General features: G+C 74.9%; 14 protein-coding genes and 2 pseudogenes. 9 read left to right on the top strand and 7 right to left on the bottom strand.

What is annotated here, in order from left to right:
• Window positions 1-46: 46 nt before the first annotated feature.
• Window positions 47-1,099 (top strand): M4 family metallopeptidase, encoded by a 1,053-nt coding sequence (locus ACZ4NT_RS17290; protein WP_121406730.1) that lies wholly within the window; start codon window positions 47-49, stop codon window positions 1,097-1,099.
• Between the two features lie 146 nt (window positions 1,100-1,245).
• Here ACZ4NT_RS17290 and ACZ4NT_RS17285 read toward each other — a convergent pair whose 3' ends face one another.
• Together ACZ4NT_RS17285 and ACZ4NT_RS17280 are read right to left on the bottom strand one after the other, a co-directional pair.
• The gene (locus ACZ4NT_RS17285) at window positions 1,246-2,559 is read right to left on the bottom strand and encodes a GAF domain-containing protein (protein WP_121407540.1); all 1,314 of its coding nucleotides are present in this window, start codon (window positions 2,557-2,559) and stop codon (window positions 1,246-1,248) included.
• Between the two features lie 318 nt (window positions 2,560-2,877).
• Window positions 2,878-4,512: an acyl-CoA dehydrogenase family protein gene (locus ACZ4NT_RS17280; protein WP_121406731.1), complete on the bottom strand. Its 1,635-nt coding sequence runs from the start codon at window positions 4,510-4,512 to the stop codon at window positions 2,878-2,880.
• A gap of 17 nt (window positions 4,513-4,529) precedes the next feature.
• On the opposite strand from ACZ4NT_RS17280, the gene ACZ4NT_RS17275 reads away from it, so the two are divergent.
• A complete protein-coding gene (locus tag ACZ4NT_RS17275) occupies window positions 4,530-5,711 on the top strand; it encodes a YihY/virulence factor BrkB family protein (protein WP_467726097.1) in 1,182 nt (393 codons plus the stop codon).
• Between the two features lie 93 nt (window positions 5,712-5,804).
• Here the strand turns inward: ACZ4NT_RS17275 and ACZ4NT_RS17270 are convergent.
• Window positions 5,805-6,646 (bottom strand): annotated as a pseudogene (locus ACZ4NT_RS17270) (NmrA family NAD(P)-binding protein).
• 101 nt (window positions 6,647-6,747) lie between these two features.
• Between ACZ4NT_RS17270 and ACZ4NT_RS17265 the strand changes: the two are divergent.
• Window positions 6,748-7,683 (top strand): AraC family transcriptional regulator, encoded by a 936-nt coding sequence (locus ACZ4NT_RS17265; protein ID WP_121406734.1) that lies wholly within the window; start codon window positions 6,748-6,750, stop codon window positions 7,681-7,683.
• A gap of 10 nt (window positions 7,684-7,693) precedes the next feature.
• Window positions 7,694-8,380 carry a helix-turn-helix domain-containing protein gene (locus ACZ4NT_RS17260; protein ID WP_121406735.1) on the top strand — a complete coding sequence of 229 codons (687 nt, stop codon included), beginning with the start codon at window positions 7,694-7,696 and terminating at the stop codon, window positions 8,378-8,380.
• Window positions 8,381-8,404: 24 nt separating this feature from the next.
• Here the strand turns inward: ACZ4NT_RS17260 and ACZ4NT_RS17255 are convergent, their stop codons facing one another.
• Window positions 8,405-8,806 (bottom strand): VOC family protein, encoded by a 402-nt coding sequence (locus ACZ4NT_RS17255; protein WP_121406736.1) that lies wholly within the window; start codon window positions 8,804-8,806, stop codon window positions 8,405-8,407.
• 223 nt (window positions 8,807-9,029) lie between these two features.
• Here ACZ4NT_RS17255 and ACZ4NT_RS17250 point away from each other — a divergent pair, with 223 nt between their 5' ends.
• Complete coding sequence (locus tag ACZ4NT_RS17250; protein WP_121406737.1) at window positions 9,030-9,689, top strand: ThuA domain-containing protein; 660 nt, start codon at window positions 9,030-9,032, stop codon at window positions 9,687-9,689.
• Here the strand turns inward: ACZ4NT_RS17250 and ACZ4NT_RS17245 are convergent.
• Both ACZ4NT_RS17245 and ACZ4NT_RS17240 read right to left on the bottom strand, forming a co-directional pair.
• Complete coding sequence (locus tag ACZ4NT_RS17245) at window positions 9,681-11,288, bottom strand: alkaline phosphatase family protein (protein ID WP_467726093.1); 1,608 nt, start codon at window positions 11,286-11,288, stop codon at window positions 9,681-9,683. The two genes, ACZ4NT_RS17250 and ACZ4NT_RS17245, sit on opposite strands and share 9 nt — an antisense overlap.
• Window positions 11,289-11,543: 255 nt before the next feature.
• Entirely contained in the window at window positions 11,544-12,680 is a 1,137-nt protein-coding gene (locus tag ACZ4NT_RS17240; protein ID WP_121406738.1) for a substrate-binding domain-containing protein, read from the bottom strand.
• 360 nt (window positions 12,681-13,040) lie between these two features.
• Between ACZ4NT_RS17240 and ACZ4NT_RS17235 the strand changes: the two genes are divergently transcribed.
• Window positions 13,041-14,630: a carboxylesterase family protein gene (locus ACZ4NT_RS17235; RefSeq protein ID WP_121406739.1), complete on the top strand. Its 1,590-nt coding sequence runs from the start codon at window positions 13,041-13,043 to the stop codon at window positions 14,628-14,630.
• Between the two features lie 195 nt (window positions 14,631-14,825).
• On the opposite strand, the gene mmuM is transcribed toward ACZ4NT_RS17235, so the two are convergent.
• Window positions 14,826-15,752 carry a homocysteine S-methyltransferase gene (mmuM, locus tag ACZ4NT_RS17230; protein WP_121406740.1) on the bottom strand — a complete coding sequence of 309 codons (927 nt, stop codon included), beginning with the start codon at window positions 15,750-15,752 and terminating at the stop codon, window positions 14,826-14,828.
• Between the two features lie 112 nt (window positions 15,753-15,864).
• On the opposite strand from mmuM, the pseudogene ACZ4NT_RS17225 reads away from it, so the two are divergent.
• From ACZ4NT_RS17225 to ACZ4NT_RS17215, 3 genes and pseudogenes are all read left to right on the top strand, one after another.
• Window positions 15,865-16,065, top strand: a pseudogene (locus ACZ4NT_RS17225) (carbohydrate esterase); the annotation flags it as partial.
• A 107-nt stretch (window positions 16,066-16,172) separates the two neighbouring features.
• On the top strand, window positions 16,173-16,685 hold the full coding sequence (locus tag ACZ4NT_RS17220; RefSeq protein WP_467726090.1) for a hypothetical protein: 513 nt from the start codon (window positions 16,173-16,175) through the stop codon (window positions 16,683-16,685).
• Window positions 16,682-17,467 (top strand): isocitrate lyase/PEP mutase family protein, encoded by a 786-nt coding sequence (locus ACZ4NT_RS17215; RefSeq protein ID WP_121406741.1) that lies wholly within the window; start codon window positions 16,682-16,684, stop codon window positions 17,465-17,467. Before ACZ4NT_RS17220 ends, ACZ4NT_RS17215 begins: the two co-directional genes overlap by 4 nt.
• The last annotated feature ends 3 nt before the right edge of the window (window positions 17,468-17,470 follow it).

Genomic DNA, 17,470 nt, shown 5'->3' with positions numbered 1-17,470 from the left:
AGCGCGAAGCCACCCCCCCGCACCACTCCTGACCCGGAGGATGTGCATGACTCGCCGGCTGTCCCGCCGCACACCCCGCGGCCTGCTCGCCGCCACCACGGCCGCGCTGGCCCTGACCAGCGTCACCGCTCTCGCCCAGGCTCCCGCCTCGGCGTCCGCCGGTCCCCAGGCCCGTGTCTTCATGGTCAACCCGGTCCAGTCGTCGGGCGACGAGACGCTCACCGACGCGAAGGACGCGGCGTCGGCGGTGCCCGCCTCCGCGTACGCGGCGGCCGCCCTGCGCAACCTGGACTCGTCCGGCGGCCTGTCCGGGCGTTGGGCCTACGTCCGGTCCGACACCGGCTCCTCGGCGAAGGCCGCCGACGCCGGTTCCTACACCCGCAAGGACGACCAGTTCGAACAGGTCATGGCGTACTTCTGGGTCAACGAGGCCCAGGAGTACCTGCAGAGCCTCGGTTTCGGCAGCGAACTCCCCGGTGCCAACGACCGCGCGCAGCCGGTCCGCATCAACCAGTGGGGCGCCGACAACTCCTTCTTCACCGACAAGAAGGCGGAGATCCGCTTCGGCAAGGGCGGGGTCGACGACGCCGAGGACGCCGAGGTCGTCGTGCACGAGTACGGCCACGCCGTGCACCACGCCCAGGTCCCCGGCTTCGGTGCCTCGGAGGAGGCCGGCTCCATCGGCGAGGCCTTCGGCGACTACCTGGCCGTCGCGGTGGGCGAGCACGCCGACGCACGGTACGGCTGGCCCCGCAGGACCGACCTCGCCTGCGTCGCCGACTGGGATTCCGTCTCGTACACCTCGGCCGCACCGCACTGTCTGCGCCGCATCGACGGCGACAAGGTGTACGGAGACAAGGTCGGCGAGGTCCATGCGGACGGCGAGATCTGGTCCCGGGCGCTCCTCGACATCCGCAAGGCCCTCGGGGCCCGGACGGCCGACCGGATCATCGTGAACGCGCAGTTCGGGTTCGCCCCCGACACCAGCTTCCGCGACGCGGCCCTGACGACGGTCGCCACGGCGCAGAAGATGTACGGGAGCACGGCCGCGGACGCGGTACGGGCCGCGTTCCGGGCGCGGGAGATCCCGGGAGTCTGACCGAGGGGCACGGCGGCCGCCCGTCCGCGGCCGCCGTGGCCCGTCCGGGACGCCCAAGGCCCCGCTGCCGTCCCGCCCCGTTCCGGCCCGCCGTGGGTCCGGCCCGTCCGGCTGTCAGCCCGTCCCGGTCCCGGACCGTCCGGGATTCAGTCCGACCGGCTTTCCGCCGGGTACGGGTGGCGGGCCGTCCGCGCCGCGGCGATCGCGGGGGCCGTCGAGTGCGGCAGCAGGTCGACGGGGTCCTCGGGGAGCAGCAGTTCGACACCGGCCGAGTCGCAGAAACGATACGGCCGATGCTCCAGGAAGGCCCCCAGAAAGCGCCGGACGCGGGACATCTCGGCGCGCACCGTCACCGTCCGGGCCGGATCGCCGAAGATGTCGCCGGCCAGCCCCGCCGCACTGCGGCCGGCGCGGTGCAGCGCCAGGAGGTAGAGCAGCTCGGCGTGCCGGGGGCTGAGTTCGTGGGTCCAGGAACCCGCCTCGCCCGAGACGGTCACCGTCCCACGGCGCGGATGCGACAGGTCCAGCACGATCCGGGTGACCTCCCGCGGCGCGGGCTCACCCGCCACCCGGATCAGCCAGCCGCCCGGCAGCGACTCCACCGAGCACGGGCCGAGGGCCGGCAGCCTGCTGCGGTCGTCCCGGCCGAAGGAGGCCGGCAGCGCCACCCGTTTCGTGTACGGCATCCCGGTCACCGCCGCGGTCCAGCCGTCCCGGTCCACCACCAGGGCCCGGCCGTCCAGCCGCGCCAGGATCGGCGCCGCCACCGCGCGCAGCCGCTCCAGCGAGACCTGGTGCAGCTCCCGCAGCCGGGCCTGCGCCAGTTTCGCCACCGCGTCCACCAGGGCCAGCGTGGCCGGATGCATCGTCTCCAGGGGCCCGCTCACGTCCACCGCACCGATGAGACGCCCGTCGCGCGGATCGGTGATCGGAGCGCCGGTGCACGTCCAGGAGTGGTGGGTGCGCACGAAGTGCTCGGCCGCGAAGACCTGTACGGGGCGCCGGGCGACCAGCGGGGTCCCCACGCCGTTCGTGCCGACGACGTCTTCGCGCCAGTCGGCGCCGACCTCGAACCCGTGCCCGTCGGCCTTGCGCAGCACCGGTGGGCTGCCCTCGCGCCACAGCACCCGGCCCTCCTCGTCGGCGACGACCATGATGTGGTGCGCCGTGTCCGCGACGGAGAGCAGACCCTCGCGCAGGACCGGCAGCACGTGCCGCAGCGGTGAGGCGAGCCGCCTCCGCTCGATCTCCCCGGCGCCGAGCAGTCCGGCCCGGAAGTCGTGATCGGGGTCGACCCCGCTGCGCAGCATCCGCTCCCAGGACGCCCCGATGACCGGCCGCGGCGCCCCCCGCGTGCGCTGACCGGACAGGGCCGCGCTGTGCACCTCGCTCACCGCGCGTGCCGCCCGCGCGGCGTCCAGGGCGGCGAGCCGCGTCACGTCCGTCGTCGAGTGCGCCACCGGATCCTCCTGCACAGTCGTCCCGCGACCGGTGTCCGGGTCCTTCCTCCGTCAGGGCTGCGGAGGGCGGCCGGCCGCCGCATTCATAGTGCAGCCCGGCCGGGCCGGAGGGACACGATCCGCCCACAAGGCACCCGGGAGTTGCAACCCCCTGCAACCCTGGCGAACGGTCGTACGGTGTCCGAAACTTGAGCGACGCCGCCCGTGCGGCGCCCCCGCTCCTCGAACGGGGCCCGCGGGCGGGGGTGGTGCCGTGTCGGCGCAGCACCACCCCCGCCTCGTGCGGCGGCGAGGAGCACCCCGGGCGGCCGGACCGGGTCAGCTCACCGGCCGCGCCCGCTCCACCACCGAGGCAAGGTCGAGGCTGTGCGGCAGGGTGCCGAAGGCCGAGCCCCAGTCGCCGCCCAGCCGCGAGGCGCAGAACGCGTCGGCGACCTCCGGCGGCGCGTACCGGACCAGCAGTGATCCCTGGAGCACCAGCGCGATGCGCTCCACGAGCCGGCGGGCGCGCGCCTCGATGCCCTCCAGGTCGGCCAGTTCGGTCAGCAGGTTCTTGATGGCGCCGTCCAGCCGGTGGTCGGCGCCCCGGGCCTGCCCCACCTCCCGCAGATAGGCGTCGAGCGCCCCGGGCTCGCGCTGCAGCGCGCGCAGCACGTCCAGTGCCTGCACGTTGCCCGCGCCCTCCCAGATGGAGTTCAGCGGCGACTCGCGCAGCAGCCGGGGCATGCCGGACTCCTCGACGTAGCCGTTCCCGCCCAGGCACTCCAGTGCCTCGACCGCAACCGGCGTACAGCGTTTGGTCACCCAGTACTTGGCGGCCGGCACCGCGAGCCGCAGGAAGGCCCGCTCCTGCTCGCTGCCGTCGTCGTACGCGGCGGCCAGCCGCAGTGCGAGCGTCGTCGCCGCCTCCGACTCCAGCGCCAGATCGGCCAGCACGTTGCGCATCAGCGGCTTGTCGACGAGCGTGCCGCCGAAGGCCTCCCGGTAGGTGCTGTGGTGCACGGCCTGCGCCACCGCCTGCCGCATCAGCGAGGCGGAACCGAGCACACAGTCCAGGCGGGTCGCGGCGACCATCTCGATGATGGTGCGCACCCCGCGGCCCTCGTCCCCGACCCGGCGCGCCCAGGTCCCGTCGAACTCGACCTCGCTCGACGCGTTCGACCGGTTGCCCAGCTTGTCCTTGAGGCGCTGGAGGCGGAACACGTTGCGGGTGCCGTCCTGCAGCACCCGCGGCACGAGGAAGCAGGTCAGGCCGCCCGGTGCCTGCGCCAGGACCAGGAAACCGTCCGACATCGGGGCCGAGCAGAACCATTTGTGGCCCGTCAGCTCGTAGGTCCCGTCCTCGGCGAGCGGCCGGGCCGCCGTCGTGTTGGCGCGGACGTCGCTGCCGCCCTGCTTCTCCGTCATGCCCATCCCGAAGAGGACGCCGGCCTTCTGCTCGGCGGGCCGCAGGCCCTCGTCGTAGATGGTGGACGTCAGCCGGGGCTCCCATTCGGCGGCCAGCGCGGGATCGGTGCGCAGCGCGGGCACCGCGGCGTGCGTCATCGACAGCGGGCAGCCGTTGCCCGCCTCGACCTGCGTCCAGATCACGAACCCGGCCGCCCTCCTCACATGCCCCCCGGGGCGGGTCCAGGCGGCGGTCAGGCCGGCCGAGACGCCCTTGCCGAGGAGCCGGTGCCAGGACGGATGGAACTCGACCTCGTCGATGCGGTGGCCGTAGCGGTCGTGGGTGCGCAGCCGGGGCGGGTTCTCGTTGGCCAGCGCCCCCCACTCCAGTACCTGGGCGGATCCGGAGGAGCGGCCGAGGCCCGACAGCTCCTCGCGCGCCTCGTCGAGGAGCCGGGGGTCGAGATGCCGTTCGACCGCCTCCACGAGGGCCCGGTCGGCGGCAAAAACGTCATATCCGACCAGGGGCGGAGCCTGGTTGGTCACGGTGTGGGTGGTGGCTGCCATACGGATACGGTAAGGACGTGCACCAGGCAAAAGAAACACCTGAACGGCCACCCTCCGGCCGTCTTCACCGCGCCAAGGCGCTGTACCGGAACGTGTCGAAGCGCAGGACCGCCTGGCTGCTGCTCAAGGACACCGTCAACTCGTGCATGGAGTACCGGATCCTGGGACTGGCGGCGGAGGCGGCGTTCTTCACGCTGCTGTCCGTGCCGCCGCTGCTGCTGAGCATGATCGGACTGCTCGGCTACGTGGACGACTGGACCGGTGCCGACAGCATCGCCAGCCTGGAGAACAACCTGCTGGAGGCGTCCCGCACGGTCCTGTCCGACAAAGGCGTCACCCAGATCGCCCAGCCGATCCTCGACGACGTGATGAAGGGCGGCCGTCCCGACGTCATCTCCCTCGGCTTCCTGTTCGCCCTCTGGTCGGGTTCCCGGGCGGTGAACGTCTTCATCGACACCATCACCGTCATGTACGGGCTCGACGGCACCCGCGGCATCGTGGCGACCCGCGTGATGTCGTTCCTGCTCTTCATCGTGGCGCTGCTGATCGGCTCGATCGCGCTGCCGCTGATGGTCGCGGGCCCGGACGCGGTGGTGCAGATCGTGCCGTGGTCGACGACCGTCGTACAGGTCCTGTACTGGCCCGTCGTCATCGTGCTCTCCATCGTCTTCCTGACGACGCTCTACCACGTGTCCGTGCCGGTCCGCTCGCCCTGGATCGAGGACGTGCCGGGTGCCCTGGTGGCGCTCGCGATGTGGGTGCTCGGCAGCTTCCTGCTCCGCATCTACCTGACCAACACCGTCGAGGGCCCCACGATCTACGGCTCGCTCGCGGCGCCCGTCGCCGTCCTGCTGTGGATCGGGGTGTCCGCGTTCGCCGTCCTGGTCGGCGCCGCGATGAACGCCGCCATCGACCGGGTCTGGCCGGCCGCCGCCACGGCCGCCGCCCGTGCCGCCAACGAACGGCTGCGCGAGGCCCAGGCCGCCGAGTACGTCGCCCGGGCCTCCGCCGCCCGCTCGGGCGACGCCGACCCCGACGACCCGGACATGCCCTCGGAGTTCCCCGAGCGCTGGTCCCGCTTCCTGCCGCCGGAGGACGTGACCTCCCGGCTGCGGACCCACGCCAGGAGCACGCACCACCATCCGCATCCGCATCCGCATCCGCACAAGCACGAGGACGAGACGCCGCCCGAGGAGTGAGCCCGCGGCACCGGCACCCGGTGCGGGCGACCGGGACGGGGCAGGCCCGGGACCGTGTGGAGCCGGGCGTCGGGACCCGGGTGAAGCCGGGCGTCAGGCCTTCCAGACGGCCGCCGCCGCCCCCTCCCGCGCGAAGTCCGCGAAGTCGCGCGGCTCGCGGCCCAGCACCCGGCGGACGCCGTCCGAGAGGTAGGCGTTGCGGCCGTCGAGCAGGCTCCCGAACAGCTCGACGAGGAACTCCGCCTCCTCCGGCGGTACACCGAACCCGGCCAGCCGGTCGCCGTACGCCCGAGCCGTGACCGGCGTGTACGCCAGTCGGGCGCCCGTCGCCTCGGCGATCTCCGCCACCGCCTCGCGGAAGCTCAGCAGGCGGGGTCCCGACACCTCGATCGTCCGGCCCGCGTACCGCTCGCCCGCCGTCAGCGCGGCCACCACCACCTCCGCGATGTCCCGGACGTCGACGAAGGGCTCCCGCACCTCGCCCGCCGGGAAGACCAGCCCTCCGTGCTGCAGCTCGGCCACGAGCGGACCCTCACTGAAGTTCTGCGCGAACCAGGCCGCCCGGACGACCGTCCACGCGGCCCCCGACTCCCGCACCGCCTCCTCGGCCGGCAGCGCCCGCTCCTCGCCGCGCGAGGACAGCAGCACCAGCCGGCGTACGCCGAGCCGGCCGCCTCCCGCGCGAAGGCGCCGAGCACCTCCGCCGCGGACGGGGCGCCGATGTCCGAGGGATGGACGAGATAGGCCGCGTCGGCCCCCCGCAGCACCTCGGCCCAGCCCGCCGGGTCCTCCCAGTCGAAGCCCCGGGCCCGGGACGCCGCCCGCACCGTCAGACCCGCGGCCCGCGCCGCCTCGGCGACCCGGCGGCCGGTGCGCCCCGAGGCCCCGGTGACGACCACCGTCATGTCCTGCGCATGTGCCCTGTTCTGCGTCATGCCGTCAGTCAACTGCCGTGCCGCACGGCGGGCCATCGTCGAACGACTCGTCCGCATAAGCGGGCGTCCACGAACGTCCGGCGGGCCTCTACGCTGACCGCATGGACGCACTCGCAGGCCTGCTCGAAGGTCCCCGGGCGCGTGGCGCCTTCCTGATCCGTGCGTGCTTCGACCCGCCCTGGAGCGTGCGCATCGAGGACGGCGCCCCGCTCACGATCATGCTCGTGGTCCAGGGCGAGGCCCGGGTCGTGCCCGACGGCGGAGAGGGAGTGCTGCTGCGCCCCGGCGACCTCGCCATCGCCCGCGGCCCCGACCCGTACGTCTGCGCCGACCACCCGGACACCCCCACGCAGGCCGTGATCCTGCCGGGCGGCGTCTGCAGCTACCCCGACGGGCGCTCCCTGCGCGGGCACTGGGACCTCGGGGTGCGCAGCTGGGGCGCCCGGCCCGACGGCTCCACGGTGCTGCTGATCGGCACCTACACGATGCGCGGCGAGATCAGCGGCCGGCTGCTGGACGCCCTGCCGCCGCTGCTGTCGCTCACCTCCGACGTCTGGGAGTGCCCGCTGACGCCGATCCTCGCCGCGGAGATCGTGCGCGACGAACCCGGCCAGGAGGTCGTCCTCGACCGGCTGCTCGACCTGCTCGTGATCGCCGCGCTGCGCGCCTGGTTCTCCCGTCCCGAGGCCGGCACCCCCGCCTGGTACCGGGCGCTCGCCGATCCGGTCGTGGGCCCGGTGCTGCGGCGGGTCCAGGACGACCCCGCCCACCCGTGGACGGTGGCGTCGCTGGCCGCCGAGGCCGGGGTGTCGCGGGCCGCGCTGGCCCGCCGCTTCAGCGATCTCGTCGGCGAGCCCCCGATGACGTACCTGACCGGCTGGCGGCTGGCGCTCGCCGCCGACCTGCTGCGCGACGGCGAGGAGACCATCGGCGCGATCGCCCGGCAGGTCGGCTACGGCAGCGCGTTCGCCCTGTCCAGCGCCTTCAAGCGGGTCTACGGGGTCAGTCCCCAGGAGCACCGGACGCGGGCGGCGTAGCCTGGCGTACGTGTACGTGGAGCGGGCGTCACGGCTGGCGGGCGCCGTCATGTGGTCGCACGGCGGGGCCGGCGACCCGGCGCGGCCGGTGCTGCCCGACGGGTGCATGGACCTGCTGTGGAACGAGGGGCGGCTGCTGGTCGCCGGACCCGACACCCGCGCGTACCTCCCCCAGGGCGCGGCCGGCCGTTGGGCGGGCGTGCGCTTCTTCCCCGGCACGGCTCCCGCCTATCTGGGGGTTCCCGCCCACGAACTGCGCGACCGCCGCGTGGAGTTGGCCGATCTGTGGCCCGCCGGCCAGGTCCGACGCCTCGCCGCCCGGATCGACGCCGCCGGCGATCCCGTGACGGCGCTGGAGGAGGTGGCGCTGGAGCGGGCGGCCGGGGCGCCTCCCCCCGATCCGCAGGTCGCGGAGGTCGTGGCGGCGCTGCGGGCCGGGCGGTCGGTCGCCGCGGCGGCCGGTGAACTCGGACTCGGCGCACGCCAGTTGCACCGCCGCTCGCTGGCCGCCTTCGGCTACGGCCCCAAGACCCTGGCCCGTGTGCTGCGACTGCAGAGGGCCCTCGCGCTGGCCCGGGACGGTGTGCCGAACGCGGAGACGGCGGCCCGCTCCGGCTTCGCCGACCAGGCGCATCTGTGCCGTGACGTCAGGGAGTTGACGGGCCTGCCGCTGGGGAAGCTGCTGGCCGACGGCTGAGGGGCGGCAGCCTCCGGGTCCGTACTAATCCGTCGCGGGCAGCTGCGCGAAGAGGTCGACGCCGTTGCCGTCCGGGTCGTGCACGACGGCGTACCGCATGCCCCAGAAGGCGTCCCAGGGCTTGAGCTCCCCGTGGTGCCCGGCGCCGGTCAGCTCCTCGTAGCGGGAGTCGACCTCCGCCGGGCTGTCGCAGAGGAAGGCGAGCGAGACGCGGCCCCCGCCGGCCGGTGGCCGCCAGCCGGCGTGGAACGACCGGATGGTCTCCTCGGTGTCGAGCGCCAGCCTGAGGCCGCCGGGCAGTTCGGCCTCGGCGTGCGGCAGGCTCTCGGCGCCCTCGGGGAAGGTGAGTCCCAGCCGGCGGTAGAAGGCGAGCGCGGCGGTCATGTCGGAGACGACGATGCCGATCACGGCGAAACGTGGAGTCATGCGTTCACGGTAGGCGGGCCCGAGCCGTCCGGTCTTGAAGGAATCGGACGCGGGCCCGCCGTGTCGGGGTTCCCACGGGCACGGGCGCCGACGCGTCGGCAGAGGGGTGCGTGTCCCGCCCGCACCGGGGGGGCGACACGTGACCTCGACGCGTCATGGATGTCTGCGACAGGGCATGCGGAGCCCCTGGGGTGCGGGCCGGTCCGGACCATAGGGTCGGGCCATGGTCTTCCGCGTTCTCGTGTACTCGCGCACCGACGACTACCGGCACGACTCGATCCCCGCCGCCGTCGCCGCCGTGCGCGAGCTCGGCGCGGCACACGGGTTCGGTGTCGACGCGACCGAGGACCCCGCCGCCTTCGCGGCGCCCCTCGACGGATACGCGGCGGTTGTCTTCCTGTCGACGAGCGGGGAGGTGCTCACTCCGGAGGGGCGCACCCGCCTGCGGGCGTACGTGGAGTCGGGCGGCGGGTTCGCCGGCGTGCACGCGGCGGCCTGCACCGAGTACGGCTGGCCCTACTACGGGCAGCTCCTCGGCACGCGGTTCGCCCGGCACCCCGCGCACCAGGCGGGCCGGGCCGTCGTCGAGGACCGCGCGCACCCGGCCACCGGGCACCTGCCGCCCGTCTGGGAGTTCACCGACGAGTGGTACGACTTCCGGGAGAATCCCCGCGGCTCGGTGCGCGTCCTCGTCCGGGCCGACGAGTCCTCCTACGACGGCGGCGGGATGGGCGCGGACCACCCGCTCGCGTGGTGCCGGGAGCAGGGGGCGGGCCGGGTCTTCTACACCGCGCTCGGCCATGCCTCCGAGGCCTACGCGGATCCCGCCTTCCGCGCCCATCTGCTGGGCGGGATCCGCTGGGCCGCCGGCGTCTCAGGATGACGGGACCGACCCGTACGCCGTGAGGAAGCGGTCGCGGAACGAGCTCATCTTCCAGACGGGTGCGTCGTGTTCGGGCCGCAGGCCGTCCGACCAGCCCCAGCCGTCGATCCGGTCCAGCACCGCGGGGTCGCGCGCGACGATCGCGCACGGCACGTCACGGCTCGCGTGGGCGCCGCTGACCCGGGCCATCGGCTGATGGTCGCCGAGGAAGACGAGGACGGTGTTCCGGTCGCCGTACCCGATCACGTAGTCGACGAGGCTGCGCACCGAGTACCGGATCGACCTGCCGTACTCCCGCTTGACCTCGGTGGAGTCGTAGAAGACGTCCTCGGGCTTCTTGCCGGCCCGTTGGACGGCCCCGTAGACCGAGCCGTCCCCCACCCGGTCCTGGGGGATCGTCCTCGGGATCGGGGCCCAGGGCTGGTGGCTGGAGGTGAGGATGATCTCCGACATCAACGGCTTGTCGTGCCTTCTGCCGTGCTCCAGGCGCTCGAAAGCGGTCAGGGTGTACTGGTCCGGCATGGTCGACCAGCTGAACTTCGGGCCGCGGTAGCCGAGGTGCCGGGAGTCGTAGACGTGGTCGAGGCCGTAGAACTCGGCCTCGGGCCAGGCCTTCCGGACACCCGGCATGATCCCGACCGTCCGCCAGGCGCCGGTCTTCCGGAAGGCGCCGGTCAGGGTGAGGTGGTCCCCGGCGGTGACGGTGCGGTAGCGCTGCTGGTTGTCGATCCACAGCCCCGACAGGAAGGTGGAGTGGCCGAGCCAGCTGCTGCCGCCGTACGTCGCCGAGGTGAGCCAGCCGCTCCTGGCCGCGTACCCGGCCCTGGCGAGCCGCTCGGTGGCGGAGTCGAGGGTGGCGCCGACGCCGGGCGCCGTGACCGGGTCCTCGATCGCGCTGCGGCCGTAGCTCTCGATGAAGGTGAAGATCATGTCCTTGCCCCGCAGCCCCGTCAGCAGCTGGTCCGGCGGGGTGTCGCCGAACGCGTCCTGCCGGGCCACCTCCGCGAACGCCGCCTCGTCCCGGAGGGTCGCCCGCACCCGCTGCGCCCGGTCGTGGACGCCGGCGGCCGCGTGCTCGGCGGCGACGGGCACCCCCGCGAACCGCACGCCGGTCGCCGTGCACAGGATCCAGACGGTCCCGAGCGCCAGCGTGGAGCGGGTCGCCGCGGAGCTGTGCCGGGCCAGCAGCCGGGACAGCCGCAGGACCGCGAGCGCCATGAGGACCACGACGGCGAGGACGAGGACGGCCGCCGCGACCACGGCGCCGGTCGCGCCCGCCGTGCCGACCGAGTCGTTCAGGTACGCGCGGGCGTCGCCGAGGAGCGTCCAGTCGAGTACGAGATTGAAGCCGCGCCCGAGGAACTCCTCGAAACCGAGGTCGAGGAGGTTCAGGACGGTCAGTACGCCGAGGCCGGTCCCGGCGGCCACGGCCACGACGGCGCGCGGCCGGCGCGGCAGGACGATCAGCACGGCGGCACCCAGGATCGCCTCCACGGGGAGGCGCAGGAACCCGGCGGCCCGGAAGCCGCCGAGCGTGTTCGGCAGCAGCAGCGCGGTCACGACGCACACGAACGCCAGCACGTCGAGACCCCGTCCCACGCCCCGCGCCACCCGGGGACGCCACCCGCGGAGGGCGCCGCCGGGGACGGCGTCGCGGGGACCGTCGGCAGGGTCGCCCGGGGCGGCGCACGCGTCGTCCCGGGCGTCGGCCGCCCGGCCGGGGGAAGCCTCCGCGCGCCCGTTTCCGGAGCGAGGCCGTGGTGACTGCCTGAAGAGGGACAACCCGGATTTCCTTCCGTGCAGAGCCCACGGCGCCGCGGGCCGTCCGGCGGAACGCGACCGCTGGGCCCGCCCCTACTCCGTACGGCCGTTCGGCGGCGTGCGTTCAACCGCCCGGACGCCGTCCCGGGGAGTCCCGAGGCCGGCGCCGCCGCTCGGCACGGACCGGCCCGGCCCGCCGTGGGGAGGCGCCGTGCTGGCCCTCTCCACCAGCCGGGCGGAGAGCTCGGTACGGGTCCCCTCGGGCCGGTCGCCGGCCATCATGCGCGCGAGCAGACGCAGTGCCGTGGCGCCCATCTCGGAGAGCGGCCGGCGCACGGTGGTCAGAGCGGGTGCCACCCAGCGCGCCTCGGGCAGGTCCTCGAAGCCGACCACGGCGATGTCGTCCGGCACCCGCAGCCCCCGCTCGGCCAGGGCCCGGTAGACGCCGAGGGCCATCGTGTCGGAACACGCGAAGACCGCGGTGGGCGGTTCCGGCAGGTCGAGCAGCCGGTGCGTGCGGCGATGCGCGGCGGCCTCGTCGAAGTTGCCGTGGCGGACGTACTCCGGGCGGTGGCGCACGCCCGCCGCGGCGAGCGCGGAGCGGTACCCGGCGACCCGTGCGCCGCTGCGGGCCGTGCGCCGGTGGCCCCCGATGGCGGCGACGCGCTCATGGCCGAGGGCGAGCAGATGCCCGGTCGCCAGCAGCCCGCCCTGCCAGTCGGCCGCCCCGACCGAGACCACTCCCGGCGGGGTCTCGTGCGCCGGGTCGATCAGCACGAAGGGGATGCGGTGCCGCTCCAGCCAGCCGTACTGGGCGGCGGAGAGCCCGCTCGTGCAGAACAGCACTCCGGCCGAGCCCCTGGCGGTGATCTTCTCCTGCCAGCCCCGCTCCGCCCGCCCGCCCCGTGCCCCGCCGGGACCGGCCGTCACCACCACCTCCAGACCCGCGTCGTGGGCGGCCTCCTCGACCCCGTGCAGCACCGCTCCCGACCGGGAACTGTCCAGCGCGTCCACGACGAGGTCCACCATCCGGGGCGTCCGCGCCGGGTCGAACCGGGGTCTGCGCACATAGCCGAGCCGGTCCAGGGCCTCCGTGACCCTCTTGCGGGTCCCCGGCGCCACGTCCTCCCGGCCGTTGACGACCTTCGAGGCCGTCGGCACGGACACGCCCGCCTCGCGTGCGACGACGGCGAGGGTCGGCCCGGCCGTCCCGCTCCCTCTCCGGACCATCGAGAACCGCCTCTCCGCCCCGTCCCGAGGGCCGACGACATGGTCGAACAGCGTTGGTCGCGCGCCGAGGGCGGAGACCCCGTAGAAAGCGCTTCCTACGATAGGGCCGCCGCCCCGCGCCCCGGAAGTCCCGGGGAGATCAGCCGTGTCGGCGACCGCCGAGACCTTCGCTCCCTCGAACGGGCCTCCCGGCGGCCCGGCACGCGCCCCCCTCACGACTCCGGCCCGACCGCCACGACAGTGGCGCGCAACCGGGACGGGACACGCTGGAGTCCGGTTTCCACCCGTCCGGGCTGCGGGGTGCCGGGGGATGTGATGCGGTACTGCTGCGGCCCCGCACCGCGGTGAGGAGAGGGATGCATGGGACGTCTGACCGGCATGTCCGAGGACCCGGTGGTCATCACCCCGTACGGAGCAGTGCGCGGCCGGTACGAGAAGGGGGCCGCCGTCTTCCGCGGCATCCCCTTCGCCGCGCCGCCGTTCGGCCCGCACCGCTTCCGTCCTCCCGTCCCGCCCGAGCCCTGGTCCGGGGTGCGCGACGCCGGCTCGTTCGGGCCGACCCCGCCGAAGCCGCCGTATTCCGAGGCGTTCGCGCGGCTCCTGTCCGACCCCGTGGTGCCCGGCGACGACTGCCTCAACCTCAACGTGTGGACTCCCGACCCCGATCCGGGGGCCCGCCTGCCGGTCATGGTGTGGATCCACGGCGGCGCCCTCACCCGCGGCTCGTCCGCCGTGCCCGTGTACGACGGCAGTGCCTTCGCCCGTGACGGCGTCGTCTTCGTCTCACTCAACTACCGCCTGGGCGTCGAGGGGTACGGCCTCTTCCCGGACGCGCTGCCGAACCTGGGCCTGCGCGACCAGCTCGCCGCCCTGGAGTGGGTGCGCGAGTCGATCGCCCGCTTCGGCGGCGACCCCGACCGGGTCACCGTCTTCGGCGAGTCGGCGGGCGCGATCAGCATCGGCGCGCTGCTGGCGTCGCCGTACGCCGAGGGACTGTTCCGGCGGGCGGTCCTGCAGAGCGGGCCGCCGGAGGCCACCGAGCGGGAGAAGGTGCGGCGCCTGGTCCGGCGGATGGCGGCGCGACTGAAGATCCCGGCGACCGCCGCCGCCTTCGCCGCCGTCGACCGGACCGTCCTCGCCGAGGCCCAGGCCGAGGTCGGCCGCCGCGCCAGCCCGGTCCTCGGCGGCCCGGCCTTCGGCATCGTCGTCGACGGCGACCTGGTGCCGCGCGACCCGCTGGACGCCCTGCTCGACGGCGCCGCCCGCGACGTCGGCCTGCTGCTCGGCTGGACCAGCGACGAGTACCGGCTGTGGCTCGCGCCCTCGGGCCTGCTGGAACGCATCGACCGGCTCGGCCCCGTCGCCGTGGCCGGCGCGATGGCCCGCTGCCACTGCGGTCCCGAGGTGCCCCGCGGCTACCGAGCCGCCCACCCGGACGCGGGCACCGCCGAACTGGTCGGCCAGCTCGTCACCGACCACCTCCTGCGGGTGCCGCTGCACCGGCTGGCCGACGCGCGCGCCCAGCACTGCCCGTCCTACGTCTACGAGTTCGCCTGGCCCTCCGGGGTGCCGGGCCTCGGCGCCTGCCACGCCCTGGAGCTGGGCTTCGTCTTCGACACCGCCCACGTACCGGAGTCCGCGAAGCTCGCCGGTCCCGGCGCGCCGCAGGAGCTCGCCGACGTGATGCACGCGGCCTGGGTCCGTTTCGCGGTGGAGGGCGACCCGGGGTGGCCCGCCTGGGACGCCTCGCACCCGGTGCGGATGTTCGGTTCCGGGCCCGAGCTGCTGTACGGGCCGCGGGACCACGAGATGGAGCTGTGGCAGGCGGAGGCCGGCCGTGCGGCAGCCGCATCCGCAGCGGACCCTCGGCCCGGTTCGCCCATGCGCGGTAAGGCACCGCTGTCGGCCGTACGGCGCCTGCGCCGCTCCGGCGGTGTCCGTCGGCCGTGACCACGGTGACCGCGCCGAGCGGTCCGCCCGGTGGGTGGCCGGACGCGGGACGGACGGGGCCCGAAGGCCACGACTCGGTCCGCACCCTGGCGAGCGCGGATGCTCCGTGGGCCCCCTGCTCCAGGGGGCCCGGGGGACACGGGCCGAAGCCGCCGTTCGCGTCCGGCGGGGGAGGCGGCCGGGTGGTCGGCTCCGTCACTCGCTCCGCAGTGCCTGCGCGATCCCGGCGACGGCGTCCGGTCCCACCCGGCAGCACCCCCCGATCAGCCGGGCCCCCGCGCGGCGCCAGTCCGTGACCTGCGCGGCGCCGAACGTGGCGCGGCCGTCCCAGGCGCGCTTCACCGCGTTCCAGGTCTCGCCGCTGTTCGGGTACGCCACCACCGGTCTGCCGGTGACCCGGGCCGCGGTGGCGACGGCGCGGCCCACGTCCTCGGGGGCGCAGCAGTTCACGCCGACGGCCACGACCTCGTCCGCCTCGGCGGCCAGGGCGAAGGCCTCCTCCAGGGGTTGCCCGGCCCGGGTCCGGTCACCCTCCACGGAGTACGACAGCCACGCCGGTACGCCCAGCCCGCGCACCGCCCGCAGCAGTGCCTCGGCCTCCTCGGTGTCCGGCACGGTCTCCAGGGCAAGAATGTCGGGCGCGGCGGCGGCCAGCACCTCCAGGCGCGGGCGGTGGAAGCGCTCCAGTTCGGTGACGCTCAGCCCGTACCGGCCCCGGTATTCGGAGCCGTCCGCGAGCATCGCCCCGTACGGGCCGGCCGACGCGGCCACCCAGAGCGGCCGGCCGATCCCCCCGGCGTGTGCCCGCCGGGCCGCCTCGCGGGCCGCCTCGACGCTCACGCGCAGCAGTTCCGCGGCGCGCTCCGGTCCGACACCGCGCCGGGCGAAGCCATCGAAGGTGGCCTGGTAGCTCGCGGTGATCGCGACGTCCGCGCCCGCCTCGAAGTAGGCGAGGTGGGCCTCGGTGAGCGCCTCCGGCCGGTCGGTGAGCAGCCGCGCCGACCACAGCTCGTCACTCAGGTCGTGCCCGGCCGAGGCGAGCTGGTTGGACAGGCCGCCGTCCAGGACGACCGGGCCGGCGGCGAGGGCGTCGGCGAGGGTGCGGGGGGTGTCGCGCGTCATGTCCCGACGCTAGCGGACGTCCCGCGCGACGCCGCGCGGCGCGGGACGGGCGACCGGTCTTCGTCCCGTCCGACCCGTTGACCTCGTCGTGGCACGCCCTTGCCTTTTCGGCGGTGTCCCGCTGACCGACCTGAGGGCCAGGACCGAGGCCGGGGCCGCGTTGGTCGGCGTCGAGGGCTCCAAGGCGCTCTACCCGTACGACGAGAAGCGCGACGACACGCACGCCTCCGCCCCGGGCGCCGCGGTGTACGCGGGCCTGGTCCGCGACGCACTGGTGACCCCGGGACCGGTCCCGGAGGACCGCGTGAGGTGAGACGAATTCCGATGCGCCCCGGCCGGAAACAGGGACTCCCCCGAGCACCCGCGGACGACCGGCACGCTTCGGCGGGCACCGAAGCGTCGGAGCTCTAGCGTCCTCCCATGAACGACAACCCGCAGACCTCCGCGGCCGGGCCCGGCCCGCAGCGGACACCGGACGGCCATCGGCCCGGACCCACCCCGGCGCACGCGGTCGTCGCCACGGTCGACCACGTGCTCGCCCTCGCCGCCACCTGGACCGCCTGGGACGGGACGGCCGTGCGGAGGGACGGCCGCACCCACACCCCGCACAAGGCGGTCCGCCGGGTGGCCGACCATCTCGTCGACCACCTGGCCGAGTTCGAGGCCCGGCTGGCCGGCGAGGCACCGATACCCGACCGCTGGCACGCGTCCGCGATCACCACCGCGGCCGACCTCGCGCCGTTCACCCCCGAGGACCTGGACGAGGCCCGCAGCCGCCTGACCCGGCTGGCCCGGATCTGGGCCAACCGCCTGGACGCGCTGACCGAGGAGCAGCTCGACGACTCCCCGGGCGAGGGCTGGTCCTTCCGCGAACTGGCCACGCACCTGACCGAGTCGGCCTACTACGCCGACGCGGTGGGCCGACTCGCATGACCGCCTTCGCCCGCCTGCACCACGGCGACGCCCCGCTGCTGCTGCCCAACGCCTGGGACCACGCCTCCGCCGCGGCGCTCGCCGCCCGGGGCTTCGCGGCCATCGGCACCACGAGCCTCGGGGTCGCCGCGGCGGCCGGACTGCCGGACGGTGCCGCCGCCACCCGGGAACCGACCGTGCTGCTCGCCCGGCAGCTCGGCGGGGGCCCGTTCCTGCTGACCGTCGACGCCGAGGACGGCTTCTCCCGGAGCCCCGACGACGTCGCCGCGCTGGCCAGCCGGCTGGCCGACGCCGGTGCCGTCGGCATCAACCTGGAGGACGGTCTCGGCTCCGCGCGGCTGCACGCGGCGAAGATCGCCGCCGTCAAGGAGGCGGTGCCCGACCTCTTCGTGAACGCCCGCACCGACACGTACTGGCTCGGTGACGGCGACCCCACCGAGACGCACCGCCGCCTCGACGCCTACCGAGGGGCGGGCGCGGACGGGGTGTTCGTGCCCGGCCTGAGCGACCCGGCCCGCATCGCCGGGCTGGTGCGCACGCTCGACGTGCCGCTCAACATCCTCTACTCGTCCGAGGGCCCCACCCTCGCCCGGCTGGGCGACCTCGGCGTGCGACGGGTCAGCCTCGGCTCCCTGCTGTACCGGCGGGCGCTGGGTGCCGCCCTGGAGACCGCCGAGGCCGTCCGGGCGGGACGGCCGCCGCAGGGCCCCACGCCGGCGTACCCCGAGGTGCAGGCGCTGAGCAGGACCGGTGTACGGAGCCGGGACCGCCGCGCGGAGTGAGCG

Source organism: Streptomyces sp. NPDC026417, assembly GCF_055567695.1.
Note: the sequence above shows the minus strand (reverse complement) of the source record. Positions and strands in the feature narration are given on the sequence as shown.